This window comes from Limnohabitans sp. G3-2 (genome assembly GCF_002778275.1).
Lineage (GTDB): Bacteria > Pseudomonadota > Gammaproteobacteria > Burkholderiales > Burkholderiaceae_C > Limnohabitans_A.
Genome location: NZ_NESG01000004.1, coordinates 211580 through 227565, shown reverse-complemented (window position 1 = coordinate 227565; position 15986 = coordinate 211580). Strand labels below are relative to the sequence as shown.

15 protein-coding genes and 4 tRNA genes are annotated in these 15986 nt (G+C 58.2%); 7 read left to right on the top strand and 12 right to left on the bottom strand.

What is annotated here, in order from left to right; all coding sequences use genetic code 11:
* Window positions 1–60: 60 nt before the first annotated feature.
* Entirely contained in the window at window positions 61–1044 is a 984-nt protein-coding gene (locus tag B9Z31_RS07705) for a tripartite tricarboxylate transporter substrate binding protein (RefSeq protein ID WP_100118975.1), read from the top strand.
* Between the two features lie 99 nt (window positions 1045–1143).
* Here the strand turns inward: B9Z31_RS07705 and acs are convergent, their stop codons facing one another.
* Window positions 1144–3105 carry an acetate--CoA ligase gene (acs, locus tag B9Z31_RS07700; RefSeq protein WP_100118974.1) on the bottom strand — a complete coding sequence of 654 codons (1962 nt, stop codon included), beginning with the start codon at window positions 3103–3105 and terminating at the stop codon, window positions 1144–1146.
* 178 nt (window positions 3106–3283) lie between these two features.
* On the opposite strand from acs, the gene B9Z31_RS07695 reads away from it, so the two are divergent.
* From B9Z31_RS07695 to murI, 3 genes are read left to right on the top strand one after another with little or no spacing between them, the layout of a single operon-like run.
* Window positions 3284–3883, top strand: coding sequence for a TIGR00645 family protein (locus B9Z31_RS07695; protein ID WP_100118973.1), 600 nt, complete (start codon window positions 3284–3286; stop codon window positions 3881–3883).
* Between the two features lie 36 nt (window positions 3884–3919).
* Window positions 3920–5473 carry a fumarate hydratase gene (locus tag B9Z31_RS07690; RefSeq protein WP_100119132.1) on the top strand — a complete coding sequence of 518 codons (1554 nt, stop codon included), beginning with the start codon at window positions 3920–3922 and terminating at the stop codon, window positions 5471–5473.
* A gap of 2 nt (window positions 5474–5475) precedes the next feature.
* The gene (gene murI / locus B9Z31_RS07685; protein WP_100118972.1) at window positions 5476–6330 is read left to right on the top strand and encodes a glutamate racemase; all 855 of its coding nucleotides are present in this window, start codon (window positions 5476–5478) and stop codon (window positions 6328–6330) included.
* Here the strand turns inward: murI and B9Z31_RS07680 are convergent, their stop codons facing one another.
* The 5 genes from B9Z31_RS07680 to B9Z31_RS15545 form a co-directional block, all read right to left on the bottom strand.
* Entirely contained in the window at window positions 6331–7632 is a 1302-nt protein-coding gene (locus B9Z31_RS07680; RefSeq protein ID WP_100119131.1) for an MFS transporter, read from the bottom strand. It abuts the gene before it with no gap.
* Between the two features lie 10 nt (window positions 7633–7642).
* Window positions 7643–8275 (bottom strand): DUF6806 family protein, encoded by a 633-nt coding sequence (locus tag B9Z31_RS07675; protein ID WP_100118971.1) that lies wholly within the window; start codon window positions 8273–8275, stop codon window positions 7643–7645.
* Window positions 8276–8293: 18 nt separating this feature from the next.
* Window positions 8294–8386: transfer RNA gene (locus B9Z31_RS07670), tRNA-Leu, on the bottom strand.
* Window positions 8387–8425: 39 nt separating this feature from the next.
* Window positions 8426–8818 carry an MAPEG family protein gene (locus B9Z31_RS07665; RefSeq protein ID WP_100118970.1) on the bottom strand — a complete coding sequence of 131 codons (393 nt, stop codon included), beginning with the start codon at window positions 8816–8818 and terminating at the stop codon, window positions 8426–8428.
* Between the two features lie 116 nt (window positions 8819–8934).
* Entirely contained in the window at window positions 8935–9105 is a 171-nt protein-coding gene (locus B9Z31_RS15545; RefSeq protein WP_199172540.1) for a hypothetical protein, read from the bottom strand.
* A 128-nt stretch (window positions 9106–9233) separates the two neighbouring features.
* Between B9Z31_RS15545 and B9Z31_RS07660 the strand changes: the two genes are divergently transcribed.
* The 3 genes from B9Z31_RS07660 (at window position 9234) to B9Z31_RS07650 (ending at window position 10909) form a co-directional block, all read left to right on the top strand.
* Window positions 9234–9767 carry a hypothetical protein gene (locus B9Z31_RS07660; RefSeq protein ID WP_100118969.1) on the top strand — a complete coding sequence of 178 codons (534 nt, stop codon included), beginning with the start codon at window positions 9234–9236 and terminating at the stop codon, window positions 9765–9767.
* Window positions 9764–10564, top strand: a complete 801-nt coding sequence (locus B9Z31_RS07655; RefSeq protein ID WP_100118968.1) for a hypothetical protein — start codon at window positions 9764–9766, stop codon at window positions 10562–10564. Before B9Z31_RS07660 ends, B9Z31_RS07655 begins: the two co-directional genes overlap by 4 nt.
* A 66-nt stretch (window positions 10565–10630) precedes the next feature.
* Window positions 10631–10909, top strand: a complete 279-nt coding sequence (locus B9Z31_RS07650; protein ID WP_100118967.1) for a cupin domain-containing protein — start codon at window positions 10631–10633, stop codon at window positions 10907–10909.
* A gap of 66 nt (window positions 10910–10975) precedes the next feature.
* On the opposite strand, the gene B9Z31_RS07645 is transcribed toward B9Z31_RS07650, so the two are convergent.
* The 6 genes from B9Z31_RS07645 to clpP all read right to left on the bottom strand — a co-directional run bounded on the left by B9Z31_RS07645 (window position 10976) and on the right by clpP (window position 15929).
* Window positions 10976–11049, bottom strand: a tRNA-Cys gene (locus B9Z31_RS07645).
* A 76-nt stretch (window positions 11050–11125) separates the two neighbouring features.
* A tRNA-Gly gene (locus B9Z31_RS07640) sits at window positions 11126–11201 on the bottom strand.
* A gap of 46 nt (window positions 11202–11247) precedes the next feature.
* A tRNA-Gly gene (locus B9Z31_RS07635) sits at window positions 11248–11323 on the bottom strand.
* A gap of 99 nt (window positions 11324–11422) precedes the next feature.
* On the bottom strand, window positions 11423–13846 hold the full coding sequence (gene lon / locus B9Z31_RS07630; RefSeq protein WP_100118966.1) for an endopeptidase La: 2424 nt from the start codon (window positions 13844–13846) through the stop codon (window positions 11423–11425).
* Between the two features lie 100 nt (window positions 13847–13946).
* A complete protein-coding gene (clpX, locus tag B9Z31_RS07625) occupies window positions 13947–15212 on the bottom strand; it encodes an ATP-dependent Clp protease ATP-binding subunit ClpX (RefSeq protein WP_100118965.1) in 1266 nt (421 codons plus the stop codon).
* 108 nt (window positions 15213–15320) lie between these two features.
* A complete protein-coding gene (gene clpP / locus B9Z31_RS07620; RefSeq protein WP_100118964.1) occupies window positions 15321–15929 on the bottom strand; it encodes an ATP-dependent Clp endopeptidase proteolytic subunit ClpP in 609 nt (202 codons plus the stop codon).
* Between the last annotated feature and the right edge of the window lie 57 nt (window positions 15930–15986).

Here is a 15986-nt window from a genome sequence, read left to right as displayed (position 1 = left end):
TCTTGTCAGGCCACAGTGCTTGCATTGGAATGTGTTGACCCATTCCCACAGGAGACTTTTTTGACCACCCCAGACACCCACCGCCGTTCATTTGTTCAGGCCACCGCCGCCGCCGCCGTCACGCTGGCCTTCCCCAGCTTGGCGCGAGCCCAGGCTTTTCCGGCCAAGCCCATCAAACTGATTTGCCCTTGGCCTGCAGGGGGGTCCAGCGATGCCGTGATGCGCGCCTTGGCCGAAAGCGCCACCAAGGCCCTGGGCGTTCAAGTGGTCATCGACAACAAACCGGGCGCCAGCGGCATGCTCGGCCCCAACGAGCTGGTGCGGGCCCAGCCCGATGGCTACACCCTGTCGCAAATCACCATCGGCGTGGCGCGTTTGCCGCACATGCAAAAAATGCAGTTCGACCCGCTCAAAGACTTCACTTACATCGCCTGCCTCACGGGCTACACCTTTGGGGTGGTGGTGCGGTCCGACTCCCCCATCAAATCGATCGCAGACTTGGTGGCCTTTGCCAAAGCCAATCCGGGCAAATTCACCTACGGCTCCACGGGAAACGGCACCACGCCGCACCTGGCCTTTGCCGAATTTGCCAGCAAAGCCAAAATCGATGTCACCCATGTGCCCTTCAAAGGCAGCGCCGACGGGGTGCAAGCGGTGTTGGGTGGCCACGTCATGTCGCACAGCGACGCGACGGGATGGGCCCCGCAGGTCGAGGCGGGCACCATGCGCTTGCTGGCCACCTACGGCAGCAAGCGCACCAAGCGCTGGCCCAATGTGCCCACGCTCAATGAACTCGGTTTCGACACCGTCTCTGATTCGCCCTTTGGCATTGGCGGCCCCAAGGGCATGGACCCGGCCGTGGTCAAAAAGTTGCACGACGCCTTCAAGCAAACCTTGCAAGACCCGGCCGTCATGGCCAGCTTTGACAAATACGACCAATCGGTGATTTACATGGGCACAGAGGAATACACCCAGTTCATCCGCAACACCTTCCAGTCCGAAAAAGCAACCATCGAGCGACTGGGTTTGGCCATGAAAACCTGACACCCCAGTCCCGCACCAAAACAAAAAGGCAGCCGAGGCTGCCTTTTTGTTTGCGACGCTGGCAACGGTTTGAGGACCGCTGCCAGAGGGTGCAGCCGATCAGTAAGCCTGACCCAGCTGACCCAAAATCGCCGGGTTTTCCAGCGTTGAGATGTCTTGCGTGATGGCTTCGCCTTTGGCCAGCGAACGCAGCAGGCGGCGCATGATCTTGCCCGAACGGGTCTTGGGCAAGTTCTCACCGAAGCGGATGTCCTTGGGCTTGGCGATGGGGCCGATTTCTTTGGCGATGTGGTCACGCAACTGCTTGGCAATCGCCTTGCCTTCTTCGCCATTGGGCAGCGCGCGCTTGAGCACCACAAAGGCGCAAATGGCTTCGCCCGTGGTGTCGTCGGGGCGGCCCACCACGGCGGCTTCGGCCACCAGCTCGGTGCAGCTGACCAGGGCCGATTCGATTTCCATGGTGCCCATGCGGTGACCCGACACGTTCAGCACGTCGTCGATGCGGCCCGTGATGGTGAAGTAACCGGTTTTCTCGTCGCGGATCGCGCCGTCGCCCGCCAAGTAGTACTTGCCCTTGAAGTCTTCAGGGTAGTAGCTCTTTTTGAAGCGCTCGGGGTCGCCCCAGATGTTGCGGATCATGGAAGGCCAGGGGCGCTTGACCACCAAGATGCCGCCTTGGCCATTGGGCATGTCCTCGCCGGTTTCGCTCACGATGGCGGCCTGGATGCCTGGGAAAGGCAAGGTGCAAGAACCGGGCACCATGGGGGTCACGCCGGGCAGAGGCGTGATCATGTGGCCACCGGTTTCGGTTTGCCAGAAGGTGTCCACGATGGGGCAACGGCCGCCACCGACGTGCTGGTGGTACCACTCCCACGCGGCAGGGTTGATGGGCTCGCCCACCGAGCCCAAGAGGCGCAGGCTGCTCAAGTTGTAGCTCTTGGGATGCACGGCGTCGTTGGCTTCAGCCGCCTTGATGAGCGAGCGGATGGCGGTGGGCGCAGTGTAGAAGATGGTGGCTTTGTGGTCCTGGATCATTTTCCAGAAACGGCCGGCATCGGGGTAAGTGGGCACGCCCTCGAACACGATTTCGGTGCCGCCCAGCGCCAGGGGGCCATAGGTGATGTAGGTGTGGCCCGTGACCCAGCCGATGTCGGCGGTGCACCAGAACACATCGTCTGCCTTCAAGTCGAAGGTCCACTTGGTGGTCAATGCGGCATGCAGCAAATAGCCACCGGTGCTGTGTTGCACGCCTTTGGGTTTGCCGGTGGAGCCGGAGGTGTAGAGCAAGAACAAGGGGTGCTCGGCGCCGACCCACTCGGGCTCGCAGGTGGTGGCTTGCTGGTCAGCCAGATCGGCCATCCACTGGTCGCGACCTGCGGTCATGGCGATCTCGGCACCCGAGCGCTTGACGACCAACACATTCTTGATCGAGCCGCAACCGCCCAGGTTGATGGCTTCGTCCACGATGGACTTGAGGGGCAGCAGCTTGCCACCGCGCACTTGGTTGTCGGCGGTGATCACGGCCACAGCGCCCGTGTCTTCGATACGGTCACGCAGTGACTGGGCCGAGAAACCACCGAACACCACCGAGTGGGTGGCGCCAATGCGGGCGCAAGCTTGCATGGCCGCCACGCCTTCGATGGACATGGAGATGTAGATGACCACACGGTCACCCTTTTGGATGCCCAGGCTCTTCAAAGCGTTGGCGTACTGGCAGGTTTTGGCCAGCAGTTGGCTGTAGGTGACCTTGCTCACTTCGCCGCCATCGGCTTCAAAAATGATGGCGGTCTTGTCGCCCAGGCCTTTTTCGACGTTGCGGTCGAGGCAGTTGTAAGAGGCGTTGAGTGTGCCGTCTTCGAACCACTTGAAAAACGGCGCATTGGACTCGTCGAGCACCTTGGTGAAAGGGGTCTTCCAGCTGATCAGCTCTTTGGCCAAACGGCCCCAGAACCCTTGGTAATCGGTTTGCGCCTCTTTGCACAGGGCTTCATAGGCGGCCATACCGGAGATGTTGGCGTTTTGAACGAAGTCTGCGCTGGGTTGATAAAGGTTGGAACTCATCGGATTTGTCTCCTCAATGACATGGGCGTTTTCTAAACTGGTGCAAATGTCGGCTTTCGCTCTTACAAAGCACTGACTGACATCAGACTTGCACGGGCATGGGAGAGAACAGCCCTTCTACCGCCTAAAATCTCATCTCGCCTCAAGGCCAGGCCTACAAGCAACATTCAGGAAAACCATGTCCCCCAAGCAGCCCGCCCCCAAAGGCAAATTGAGCCCCTTGAACAGCTTTATTTTTGCCAGCCGTTGGCTGCAATTGCCCCTTTATTTGGGCCTCATCGCCGCTCAAGCCGTGTACGTTTTCCACTTTTGGGTGGAATTGGTGCACCTCTTGGAGGCAGCATTTGGCAGCCAAACCGCCCTGCAGGCCTTGATCACCAGCATCGGTTACAAAACCGACGCCCCCATCACCTCACTGAACGAAACCGTGATCATGCTGGTCGTTTTGGCCCTGATCGATGTGGTCATGATTTCCAACTTGCTGATCATGGTCATTGTGGGCGGCTACGAAACCTTTGTCTCCCGCCTCAATCTGGAGGGCCACCCCGACCAACCCGAATGGCTGGACCATGTCAACGCCTCGGTGCTCAAAGTCAAACTGGGCACCGCCATCATCGGGATCAGCTCCATCCATTTGCTCAAAACCTTCATCAACGCCGCCAACTACGATGAAAAAGTGCTGATGTGGCAAACCATCATCCACATGGCTTTCTTGCTCAGCGCCATTGCCATTGCTTATGCAGACCGCCTGATGTCGCACCACGACAAGGCCCATTGAACAAACCGTTTTTGATTTTTCTTGGACGCCACCACCATGACCACACTGATCCAACAAGACGACCTGATCGAATCCGTCGCCGCTGCCCTGCAGTACATCAGCTACTACCACCCAGCTGACTTCATTTCCCACCTGGCCAGTGCTTACGCGCGTGAACAAAGCCCTGCCGCCAAGGATGCGATTGCGCAAATCCTGACCAACAGCAAGATGAGCGCCATCGGTCACCGCCCGATTTGCCAGGACACCGGCATCGTCAACGTCTTCCTCGAAGTCGGCATGGACGTGAAATTTGACGGCTTCACGGGCAGCTTGGAAGACGCCATCAACGAAGGCGTGCGCCGGGGTTACAACCAATCGGACAACATGCTGCGTGCCTCTGTCGTGTCTGACCCGCACTTCAACCGCAAAAACACCAAAGACAACACGCCTGCAGTCATCTTCACCAAAATCGTGCCCGGCCACCATGTGCATGTGACTGTGGCGGCCAAAGGTGGCGGCAGCGAGAACAAGTCCAAGATGATCATGCTCAACCCCGGTGACAGCATCGTCGACTGGGTGCTCAAAACGGTGCCCACCATGGGCGCGGGCTGGTGCCCGCCTGGCATGCTGGGCATCGGCATCGGCGGCACCGCCGAAAAAGCGGTCCTGTTGGCCAAGGAAAGCCTGATGGACGACCTCAACATGTACCAGCTGCTCGAAAAATCCAGCCAAGGCCAAAAGCTCGACCCCGTGGAAGAAATGCGCTTGGAGCTGTACCACAAGGTCAATGCCCTGGGCATTGGCGCACAAGGCTTGGGTGGCCTCACCACCGTGCTGGACGTGAAGATCAAGATGTACCCCACCCACGCGGCCAGCAAGCCCGTGGCGATGATCCCCAACTGCGCAGCCACGCGCCACGCGCACTTCGTGCTGGACGGCTCTGGCCCCAGCTACCTCGAAGCCCCCTCGCTCGACCTGTGGCCCAACGTGGGCTGGACGGCCGACACCGAAAAGAGCCAGCGCGTGGACCTCAACACCCTCACGCCTGAGCAAGTGGCCGCTTGGAAACCCGGCCAAACCCTCTTGCTCAACGGCAAGATGCTCACCGGCCGCGATGCCGCACACAAACGCATCCAGGACATGCTGGCTAAAGGCGAAAAACTGCCCGTGGACTTCACCAACCGCGTCATTTATTACGTGGGCCCGGTCGACCCTGTGCGCGACGAGGCCGTCGGCCCTGCCGGACCCACCACCGCCACCCGCATGGACGGCTTCACCGAAATGATGCTGGCCAACACCGGCCTGATCGCCATGATCGGCAAAGCCGAGCGCGGCCCGGTCGCCATCGAAGCCATCAAGAAGCACAAGAGCGCTTACTTGATGGCCGTGGGCGGTGCTGCTTACCTGGTGTCCAAAGCCATCAAACACGCCCAAGTCGTGGGCTTTGCCGACATGGGCATGGAAGCCATTTACGAATTCGACGTGGTGGACATGCCCGTGACGGTTGCGGTGGATGCGGGCGGCACCAGCGCGCACATCACCGGCCCGGCCGAATGGCAAAAACGCATCGCCACGGGTGAGTTCAAAGGCATCGGCGTCAGCGCAGGCTGAGCATGAACGCGCCCATCGGCGTTTTTGACAGTGGCATTGGGGGCCTGAGCGTGTTGCGGGCCTTGCAAAAAGAGCTGCCGCACGAACGCTTCGTGTACCTGGCCGACAACGCCTACGCGCCCTACGGCGAAAAAAGCGAAGCCTTTGTCAGCCAACGCACCCACGCGGCCGCCGAATATTTGCTGGCGCGCCACCAGATCAAGGCCTTGGTGGTGGCTTGCAACACCGCCACTGCGGCGGCCATCCAAGCACTGCGTTTGCAACACCCCGCCCTGCCCGTCGTGGGCTTAGAGCCTGCACTCAAGCCCGCTTTGGCGCTCAGCCACACCCGCCGCATCGGGGTGATGGCCACCCGCGGCACAGTGGGCAGTGAGAAATTCGCACGCCTGCTGTCCAGCGTGCAACACGAAGCGCAGTTTGAGGTGCAAGCCTGCAACGGCCTGGCCTTGGCCATTGAACAAAGCACCCTGCCCGATCAGGCCGAGGCCGCACACGCTCAGATCGCGCATTTGGTGCAGACCTACACCCAAGCCATGGGCCCCTTTGGATCGGCACCGGGTGAAATCGACACCTTGGTATTGGGCTGCACCCACTATGTGTTTGTCGAACAGGTTTTGCAGCAGCTGTTGGGGCCGCATGTCCAACTGGTCTCGACCGGAGAACCCGTGGCGCGTCAAACCCACCGCTTGCTGGCTGCCGCCGAACGCTTGAACACGGAAGTGGCGCAAGAGAGCGAACAGCCCATGCGCTTGTTGACCACGGGCAACTTGCAGGGGCTGCAAGCGGCTGCCCAGCGTTGGCTGAACGGGACGTCCGAGATCTGCCAGGCTGTCCCGGCGTCACTGGCCCTGGCTTGATCAGGCAGAGGCTTGCGCGGCCAATCGACCACGTTCCACGTCCACCGGCAGCAACAGCACCCAACCCAAAATGAACAACAGCGCGGTGGACCCGATCGCCAAACGCTGGTTGCCATCGCTCAACCAAGTGATCAGACCGTAGGTCAGCGGCCCCAAGATGCTGGCCAAGCGAATGGCAAATGTCCACAAGCCGAAAAACTCACCCAGACGCTGCGGAGGCACCATCAAAGCCGCCATGGCACGGCCTGACGATTGGCTCGAGCCCATGCAAAAACCGGCAATGGCTGCCGCCCACCAGAACACGTCCTTGCTGGTGGACAAAGCCGCGATGATGCAGGTGGCCACCCAACCCCACAAGGTCAGAGACAAGGTCAGCTTGTGCCCGAGATGGTCTTGCAGATGCCCCAGCAAAAAGGCGCCCACAAAAGCAGCGATGTTCAGCACAAAGATCAGCACCATGGTTTCCTGGGGCTGGAAACCGATCACCTGCTCGGCGTAAATGGCCGCCAGCGTGATGGCCACGGCCACGCCACCTTGGTAAGCCACGGTACAGGCCAGCAGCCGCAAGAAGTCGGGGTAAGGCTGGGCATCACGCAAGGTTTGTCGCAGGCCACGCAAACTTTGCAAAACGGTGCGTGCAGGCATATGGGGTTGCGCTGCCGAATGCTCTTTCAAAAGCGCGAAAGTCACCAGCGCCGCTGCGCCGTAGATCACCGCGGTGATCAGCATGGTCACAGGCACGAACTGGCTGCCTGTTTCGCCGCGCGCCTGGGCGGACAACACGTAGGCCAAGCAAATACCCAAGGTGAGCATGCCGCCGATGTAGCCCAAAGACCAGCCCCAGCCACTGACACGGCCCATGGCTTCGGGCCGAGCCAGCTCCGGCAGAAAAGACGCTGTGAGCGACTCGCCGTAAGAAAAGAATGTGTTGGACACCACCAAGATGCCCAGGGCCAAAGCGACCTGCCCTGGCCCGACGAAAGCCAGGGCGGCTGTGCTGAGCACACAGCCGGCCGTGACCCACATGAGCATGCGTTTTTTGCCCGCCACACGGTCAGCACGGGCGCCCAAGCCGGGCATGGTCAGCATGACGATCAGGTAGGAAACACTCAAACCGGACGTCCAAGCCAAAGTGGCCCAATCGGCTCCGCCGGCCACGCCACCCACAAAATAGGCCGCAAAAACGGCCGTGATGACCACGGTCGTATAGCCCGAGTTGGCAAAATCGTACATGGCCCAGCCCAACACCTCGCGCCTTCGAACGCCGGGATTGAGGGCTGCGCGAGAGATCAGAGGGGGCATGGAAACCATTTCAGTGAAGGTGTCGTGGTCGGCGGCCACCGCCATGGCCACTGCCGCCGCCATTCCCGCCTGGGCCTCGGGGCGGTTTGCCCAGCTCCAAGGAGCTGACGAGGTTGTCAAAGCGTTGGCTGAACAGCTTGTCAATTTCAGCGACAACGCCAGACAACTCGGAGCCATCAAAATGGCGCTCCATCATGTTCACCACATCGTGAATCAAGAGGTCACGCTGCGCTTGCATGATGGCGCCTGGATCAGGCCCGACAAACAGCATGACGAAATCATCGCGCGATTCGGTACCGCTGGCTTCGTCTTCGTCGTCGAATTCGGTGTCGTAAAAGGTGACCTCGATCTGTGCCCCTGCAGCCGACAAATCATTGATGTTCATGCACAGGTCTTCCATGACCATGCGGAAATCATCGTCACCACGAACCGTCCAGCACATTTGCAGACGACTCACATCGCTGTCGAAACGGATGCCGGGTTCTTCTTCGTAGAGGCTGGAGGAGCCATCGCTCAAATTGCGAGCGCCGGCGTAACGCCAAAGGGGTTTGAGGGCTTCTTGGATGGCTTGGATGTCCGTCCCAGGTTTGATGGGCACATCACCATGCACATGAATTTCAAGCGGTGCGTTGTCGTTTTTCATGATGGTGTTTCCCCAGAATGGTGCCCCGAACCGGAATCGAACCGGTACGCCCGCTATGAACGAAGCAACGGATTTTAAGTCCGGTGTGTCTACCAGTTTCACCACCGGGGCAGAGCGCTTATTGTGCCTTGATTCACCGGGGTTTTGACCTCAATCCATCTGCAAATTGAGCATGGCCAAAGCGTACAGAGCGAGCACAGTCAAATAGGCTGCCGACCACACCATGGTGCGCCACTTGGCCTTGTCGCTGACATAGCAAAACACATAGGCCACACGCATGAGCACGAAAAACACAGAGGCGCCATCCACGATGCGGGGGTCAACCCCCGTCAACAAGGCCAAGATGACACCCACCGCAAAGAAGGGGAAAGCCTCAAAACAGTTGGCCTGCGCGGCATTCGCCCGGGCCCGAAAGCCCGTTTGCCGCGCCAACCAAGCGCGCGGGTCGCTGTTGTCATAGCCCTTGAAGCCTGACTTGGCAATGCCCGCGCACACCACAGGCATGAGACCGGCCACCAACAATGCACCGTAAGACATCAGCATTCACAGCTCCTCAAGTTTCAGGCCTTCACGCAAAAGGCCTGCAGCCACACAAAAAAAAGCCACTGAGATCATCAGTGGCCGTTCACTGGCTCGGCGCACGGCCGAGCGCATGGGGATCAACCGCCTTTTTTGGAGCGCTTGCCTGGGTTCTTCTTGCTGCGGGTGGCGACACCACGCTCAAGGCTCACGCGCTGACCGCGGCCTGCGGTACGCAAGGTCACGCCGGGCAATGCTGGCAATGGTGGCGTGAATTTACGATCTGCTTCGGTAACGATTTTGTTGCCCATCTACGGCTCCAGATAAATAATGCAAAGCGATATTAAGCCACAAGAATGGACCGTTTTGACAGCGTCAAGCGCCAAGTTGATCGGCAGGTGATTCAAATGCCGCGTGTCGGAGGCGATAAACTGCCGACATGGACTTCACCATTTGGCTGATCGTGGCCTATTTCGCCATGCTGGCGATCAATCTGCGCAAACGCTGGGGCGTCATCGACGGTCCTTGGCTGTTTTTTTTCCGGGCTTTTTTCCCCAACTGGAAGTTCTACCATGGCATCCAGCTGTCACCCAGACTGTATGTGCGGGGACAATCCGACGCATTGACCTGGACCGATTGGCAGCTGATTTATCCCCGATTGACCCGCAAAGCCCTTCACCTTGTTCACAACCCTGACGTGAATTTGGCCTTGGCCCACCAAAACCTGGTGGACCACCTGGCCAACGACATCAACGACATGGCTGAAGGTGAAGACATTCGGGACCGCGTGACCTACCAAGGGGTCGAGCAACTGGCCAGGCAAGCCATCTCAGGAGCATGCTGGGACGAGCGACCCATGCTGCCCCATCCTCTGAAATCCAATCTGTCCGCCTTTCAGTTTCAAGTGCGCATGGAGCTGCCCGATGGCCAAAACAGCCAATTGATGCTGCAATCCCCGGTGGTCGATCGATGACCTTGACATGGGCTGTTCGCGCCTTTGAAATTTTGCTGGGCTGGAGTTTGCTCGTTCAAACGCTGGAGTACCTGCGCCTGCCATCGCTGGACAAGCTCACCCGCTGGCCCCTCTTGCTGCAAGAAATTCCGGCGCGGCCCGCCTGGCTCAAAGCCCTGCTGAATCAATTTTTCCAGCCCAAACCGTACACAGCTTGGCTGTGTTTGCGAGGTGTTTTGGCGCTTGGGCTGATGTTGGGTCAAGTGGGCTTGTTGGGCGCCGCCTTGTTGTTTGTGATGGCGCTGCTGCTGCTTCTGCGATGGCGGGGGGCCTTCAACGGGGGCAGTGACTTCATGACCCTGGTGGGCATCTCAGGCTTGCTGCTGTCCCACCTCGTGGGTGCATTCACGGATGCTGCGTTGGGCTGGCAGGCTGGCTTTTGGTACATCAGTCTGCAGACCGTCAGTTCGTACTTTGTCTCCGGCTGGGTCAAGCTCCTGCGCCCTGAATGGCGCTCTGGGCGCGCTCTGCCCCTGTTTTTGGACACGGGGGTTTACGGCCCACTGGCCAAGCGCAGCATTTACCGCAAGCGCTGGGTCGCACTCGTGTGTTCATGGTCGTTCACACTGTGGGAGGGACTCTTCCCGTTGGCGCTGCTCGATCTTCGACTGGCCGTGATTTGGTGCGCTGTCGCCACCCTCTTCCACTTTCTGGTTTTTTGGTTTCTAGGGCTCAACCGGTTTTTTTGGGCCTGGGTCAGCAGCTTCCCGGCCGTGCTCTATTGCGCCAGCATGACGCCTCATGTGCTCAGAGGCTGACGGGTTGGCGACTGCCCACCCATTTCTGCACCGTTAGGATGGGGTTTTGATTGTCAGGCTCTGATCATGACCCAACTCACACTTGAAGCATTCACCGCCCAATCCATGGATGAGGGCTTTGACGAAATCATCGTCCGGGAGTGGGATGCCCACCTGAAACTGGACATGCACACCCACCCCTTTGACGTCAGCGCCCATGTCGTTCGTGGTGAGTATTGGCTGACGGTGGGTGAAAAGGTCCAGCACCTGAAAGCGGGCGACGATTTTCGACTGGCTCGCAACGTCCTGCATGCGGAGTTGTATGGCCCAGAAGGGGCGACAGTGTGGGTGGCCCGCGCCAACTGATCGAGCGCCAAGGTGCTGTGAGGTCAAAAAAATACCCCTGAGGCATGAACCGCAGGGGCATTTGTTTGGAGGCGCGACCCAGAGTCGAACTGGGCTAGACGGATTTGCAATCCGTTGCATAACCGCTTTGCTATCGCGCCAAAACCGTTGCTGACTGACAAAAATGGGAAGCATTTGCTTCCCATGATTCTGAAAACTGTCTGTTTTTCACAGATTTGGAGCGGGAAACGAGATTCGAACTCGCGACCTCAACCTTGGCAAGGTTGCGCTCTACCAACTGAGCTATTCCCGCAAACTGGAAAAATCAAATGAAAGAGCTTGGTACCTCTTTCAGAATGTGGAGCGGGAAACGAGATTCGAACTCGCGACCTCAACCTTGGCAAGGTTGCGCTCTACCAACTGAGCTATTCCCGCGTATTTCACAAAACTCAGCATTCTATGCTTTGTCTTCTGGAATGCCCAAATTGTAATGCAATTTCAGGGGGGCTTTGAACTCCCCCTGAAAATTTTGCATCAATGCTTCACCGCCTCAGGCTTGGCCGTCGCTGTCGCCGCAGACAGGGCCGCAGCCGCCACTTCTTCGTCGCTCAAAGGCGTGGGCTTGGCTTCCAAAGCGACCTCCAAAACCTGGTCGATCCATTTGACCGGGACGATTTCCAAACCATTTTTGACATTCTCAGGAATGTCCTGCAAGTCTTTCACGTTGTCTTCGGGAATCAACACCGTTTTGATCCCACCGCGCAGAGCCGCCAGCAGCTTTTCCTTCAGGCCACCGATGGCGGTGACTTCACCGCGCAGGGTGATCTCTCCCGTCATGGCCACATCGGCTCGCACAGGGATCCCCGTCATGGCAGACACCATGGAGGTGGTCATGGCGGCGCCAGCGCTCGGGCCGTCTTTGGGGGTCGCGCCATCGGGCACGTGGATGTGCAGGTCCTTCTTTTCAAAGACCTCGTCCTTGATGCCCAAGAGTCGAGAGCGGCTGCGCACCACCGTGCGGGCGGCTTCAACAGACTCCTTCATCACATCACCCAAAGAGCCGGTGCGGGTGATGACGCCTTTGCCGGGCATCAGCGCGGCTTCAATGGTCAGCAAATCGCCACCCACTTCCGTCCACGCCAGACCGACCACCTGACCCACTTGGTTTTTCTGTTCCGCACGGCCGTAGGTGTACTTGCGCACACCCAAAAAGTCATTCAAGTTGTCGGCGTTCACCACCACCTGCGGCGTCATCTGTTTGAGCAACAAGGCTTTGACGACTTTGCGGCAGATTTTGCCCAACTCGCGCTCAAGGGATCGCACACCCGCTTCACGGGTGTAATAACGAACCACGTCGCGAACGGCCGCTTCCGTCACCTGCAACTCGGTGTCTTTGACGCCATTGTTGGTCATTTGCTTGGGCAGCAAATACTTCATGGCGATGCTGGTTTTCTCATCTTCCGTGTAACCTGACAAACGGATCACTTCCATGCGGTCCAACAAGGCCGAAGGGATGTTCATCGAGTTGGAGGTCGCCACGAACATGACATCGCTCAAATCAAAGTCCACCTCGACGTAATGGTCCCCGAAGGTGTGGTTTTGCTCGGGATCCAACACTTCGAGCAATGCACTCGAAGGATCACCCCGGAAATCCGTGCCCAATTTGTCGATTTCGTCCAGCAGGAACAACGGGTTCTTGGTGCCCACTTTGTTCAGGTTTTGCAGCACTTTGCCAGGCAAAGCGCCAATGTAGGTGCGGCGATGGCCGCGAATTTCGGCCTCATCGCGCATGCCGCCAAGCGCCATGCGCACGTATTTGCGGCCCGTGGCCTTGGCGATCGACTGACCCAAGGAGGTCTTGCCCACACCCGGTGGGCCGACCAGGCACAAGATCGGGGCTTTGACTTTGTCCACGCGTTGTTGCACCGCGAGGTATTCCAAAATGCGGTCTTTGACTTTGTCCAAGCCAAAGTGGTCTTGGTTCAGAACATCTTCCGCATTGGCCAAATCATGCTTGAGCTTGGTCTTTTTGCCCCAAGGCAGACCAATCAAGACATCCAAGTAGTTGCGCACCACGGAGGCTTCAGCCGACATGGGCGACATGAGCTTGAGCTTTTTCAGCTCGCCCTCGGCCTTTTTGCGGGCCTCGGCCGACATTTTGGCGGCCTTGATCTTTTTCTCGAGCTCCTCAATGTCGGCGCCCTCTTCGCCATCTCCCAGTTCCTTTTGGATGGCTTTGACCTGTTCGTTCAGGTAAAAATCGCGCTGGTTCTTTTCCATCTGGCGCTTGACACGACCCCGGATGCGTTTGTCCACATTCAGGATGTCCACCTCATGCTCCAACTGGGCAAACAGGTTTTCCAGGCGTGACTTGATGTTGGCCAGATCCAGCACCTGTTGCTTGTTTTCAAGCTTGAGCGGCAGGTGGGCCGCAATGGTGTCGGCCAGGCGACCCGGGTCGTCGATGCTGGAAATCGAGGTCAGAATTTCTGGCGGAATTTTCTTGTTGAGTTTGACGTACTGGTCAAACTGCTGCATCACGGCGCGGCGCAGCGCTTCGATTTCGCTGCTGTCATCGGACAACTCGGAGACCGGGTCCACTGGGGTCACGGCAGCCACAAAGTGGGCTTCACCATCCACGATGGTCTTGACCAAGGCGCGCTGCTGGCCTTCCACCAAGACCTTCACGGTGCCGTCGGGCAGTTTCAGCATCTGCAAAATGGTCGAGACACAACCCACGTCAAACATGTCGTCCACGGCGGGTTCATCTTTGGCGGCGGTTTTCTGAGCCACCAGCATGATGCGGCGCTCGGCAGCCATGGCCGACTCCAGGGCTTTGATGCTTTTTGGGCGCCCCACAAACAAAGGAATCACCATGTGAGGGAACACCACCACATCGCGCAAAGGCAACATGGGCAGTTCAATCAAGGTGGGCGGCAAAGGTGTGTGTCCAGACATGGTGTGTCCCTCGTGTCAATTCAGCTACACATGGTTGCTGCTCGCGCGATTTCAACCCAGCAAGAGCAAAGGGTAAAAGGCAATGCGCAGCGCATGGGGGTCAGGCCTGCTTGGCCGACTCGCGGTAAACCAGCAACGGTGGCTTGTTGTCGTCGATGACGGACTCGTCCACCACCACTTTTTCAACATTCGCTTGGTTGGGAAGTTCAAACATGGTGTCAATCAGGGCCTGCTCCATGATGGAACGCAGTCCGCGGGCACCGGTTTTTCTGGCCAGGGCTTTGCGAGCCATGGCGGTCAAAGCATTGGGGCGAACTTCCAGCTCAACGCCTTCCATGGCCAACAATTTGGTGAACTGTTTGACGACGGCGTTTTTCGGCTCGGTGAGAATTTGCACCAAAGCCTCTTCGGTCAACTCGGCCAAGGTGGCAATCACGGGCAAACGGCCCACCAACTCGGGAATCAATCCGAACTTGATCAAGTCTTCGGGTTCCACATCGTTGAACACGTCGGTCAGCGAGCGCTGCTTTTTGCTTTTGACAGAAGCGCCAAAGCCAATACCGCCGGATTCGGTGCGGTTTTCAATGACTTTTTCCAGCCCTGCGAAAGCGCCGCCGCAAATGAACAAAATGTTGGTGGTGTCGATTTGCAGGAAATCTTGGTTGGGGTGCTTGCGGCCTCCCTGAGGCGGTACGCTGGCCATGGTGCCTTCAACCAGCTTGAGCAAGGCCTGCTGCACGCCCTCGCCCGACACGTCACGGGTGATCGATGGGTTGTCCGATTTGCGGGTGATTTTGTCGATCTCGTCGATATAAACAATGCCGCGCTGGGCCCGCTCGACGTCGTAATTGCAGGTTTGCAACAACTTGGCCACGATGTTTTCGACGTCTTCACCCACATAACCGGCTTCGGTCAAGGTGGTGGCGTCGGCCATGACAAAAGGCACATCCAGCATGCGGGCCATGGTTTGGGCCAGCAGCGTCTTGCCCGAGCCTGTGGGGCCGATGAGCAAAATATTGCTCTTGGCCAATTCGACCTCGTCTTTTTTGGCCGTTTCTTTGTGCTTGAGGCGTTTGTAATGGTTGTAGACCGCCACCGCCAAGCTGCGCTTGGCCTTTTCCTGGCCAATCACGTAGTTGTCCAGGTTGGTTTTGATGTCCAGCGGCGTCGGCAAACCTTCTTTGTTGCCTTCGGCCACTGTGGTGGTGGCCAATTCATCGCGCACGATGTCGTTGCACAAATCAATGCATTCGTCGCAAATGAACACCGATGGACCTGCGATCAGCTTTTTGACCTCGTGCTGGCTTTTGCCGCAAAAGGAGCAGAACAGGTTTTTCTCAGTCGTTGAGCCTTTTTTATCGGCCATAAATGTCGCCTCGGTATCCGGAATTCGTCAATGATAACGAAAGAAAAACGGCGCTCACCCTTTGGAGGTAAACGCCGTCAGCTGGGGTGCCGGTCAGCCCGGCCACACTCAAGCGCGTTTGGAGATGACTTCGTCCACCAAACCGTAGTCTTTGGCCTCGGTCGCAGACAGGTAATAGTCGCGTTCTGTGTCAATTTCGATCTTGGACAGCGGCTGACCCGTGTTCTCCGACAAGATGCGGTTCAAATGGGCGCGGGTCTTGACGATTTCGCGGGCTGCAATCTCAATCTCCGTGGCCTGACCCCGTGCGCCGCCCAAAGGCTGGTGAATCATGATCTTGGAGTTGGGCAAGGAAAAACGCTTGCCTTTGGCACCGGAGGACAGCAAAAACGCCCCCATGCTGGCGGCCATGCCGTTGCACAGCGTGGAGACATCGGGTTTGATGAAGTTCATCGTGTCATAGATGGCCATGCCGGCGCTGACCGAACCGCCCGGTGAGTTGATGTAGAGCGAAATGTCCTTTTCAGGGTTTTCGCTCTCCAAGAACAAGAGCTGGGCCACGATCAGATTGGCCATGTGGTCGTTGACCTCACCCACCAAAAAGATCACACGCTCCTTGAGCAAACGCGAGTAAATGTCGTAGGCCCGCTCGCCACGGCCCGATTGCTCGACGACCATGGGGACCATGCCCAAATTTGTGATGTCCAGTGCGCTCATCTTTTCTCCAGAAGTTTCTTGGAAGACTTTAACCGGGTTTTCAACCCCACCAATGAG

Coding starts and splice junctions, on each gene's coding strand:
- clpP (WP_100118964.1), bottom strand. CDS start 15,929: ATGAGCGCACTGGACATCACAAATTTGGGCATGGTCCCCATGGTCGTC.
- B9Z31_RS07690 (WP_100119132.1), top strand. CDS start 3,920: ATGACCACACTGATCCAACAAGACGACCTGATCGAATCCGTCGCCGCT.
- murI (WP_100118972.1), top strand. CDS start 5,476: ATGAACGCGCCCATCGGCGTTTTTGACAGTGGCATTGGGGGCCTGAGC.
- lon (WP_100118966.1), bottom strand. CDS start 13,846: ATGTCTGGACACACACCTTTGCCGCCCACCTTGATTGAACTGCCCATG.
- clpX (WP_100118965.1), bottom strand. CDS start 15,212: ATGGCCGATAAAAAAGGCTCAACGACTGAGAAAAACCTGTTCTGCTCC.
- B9Z31_RS07660 (WP_100118969.1), top strand. CDS start 9,234: ATGGACTTCACCATTTGGCTGATCGTGGCCTATTTCGCCATGCTGGCG.
- B9Z31_RS07695 (WP_100118973.1), top strand. CDS start 3,284: ATGTCCCCCAAGCAGCCCGCCCCCAAAGGCAAATTGAGCCCCTTGAAC.
- B9Z31_RS07650 (WP_100118967.1), top strand. CDS start 10,631: ATGACCCAACTCACACTTGAAGCATTCACCGCCCAATCCATGGATGAG.
- acs (WP_100118974.1), bottom strand. CDS start 3,105: ATGAGTTCCAACCTTTATCAACCCAGCGCAGACTTCGTTCAAAACGCC.
- B9Z31_RS07675 (WP_100118971.1), bottom strand. CDS start 8,275: ATGAAAAACGACAACGCACCGCTTGAAATTCATGTGCATGGTGATGTG.
- B9Z31_RS07680 (WP_100119131.1), bottom strand. CDS start 7,632: ATGCCCCCTCTGATCTCTCGCGCAGCCCTCAATCCCGGCGTTCGAAGG.
- B9Z31_RS07665 (WP_100118970.1), bottom strand. CDS start 8,818: ATGCTGATGTCTTACGGTGCATTGTTGGTGGCCGGTCTCATGCCTGTG.
- B9Z31_RS15545 (WP_199172540.1), bottom strand. CDS start 9,105: ATGGGCAACAAAATCGTTACCGAAGCAGATCGTAAATTCACGCCACCA.
- B9Z31_RS07655 (WP_100118968.1), top strand. CDS start 9,764: ATGACCTTGACATGGGCTGTTCGCGCCTTTGAAATTTTGCTGGGCTGG.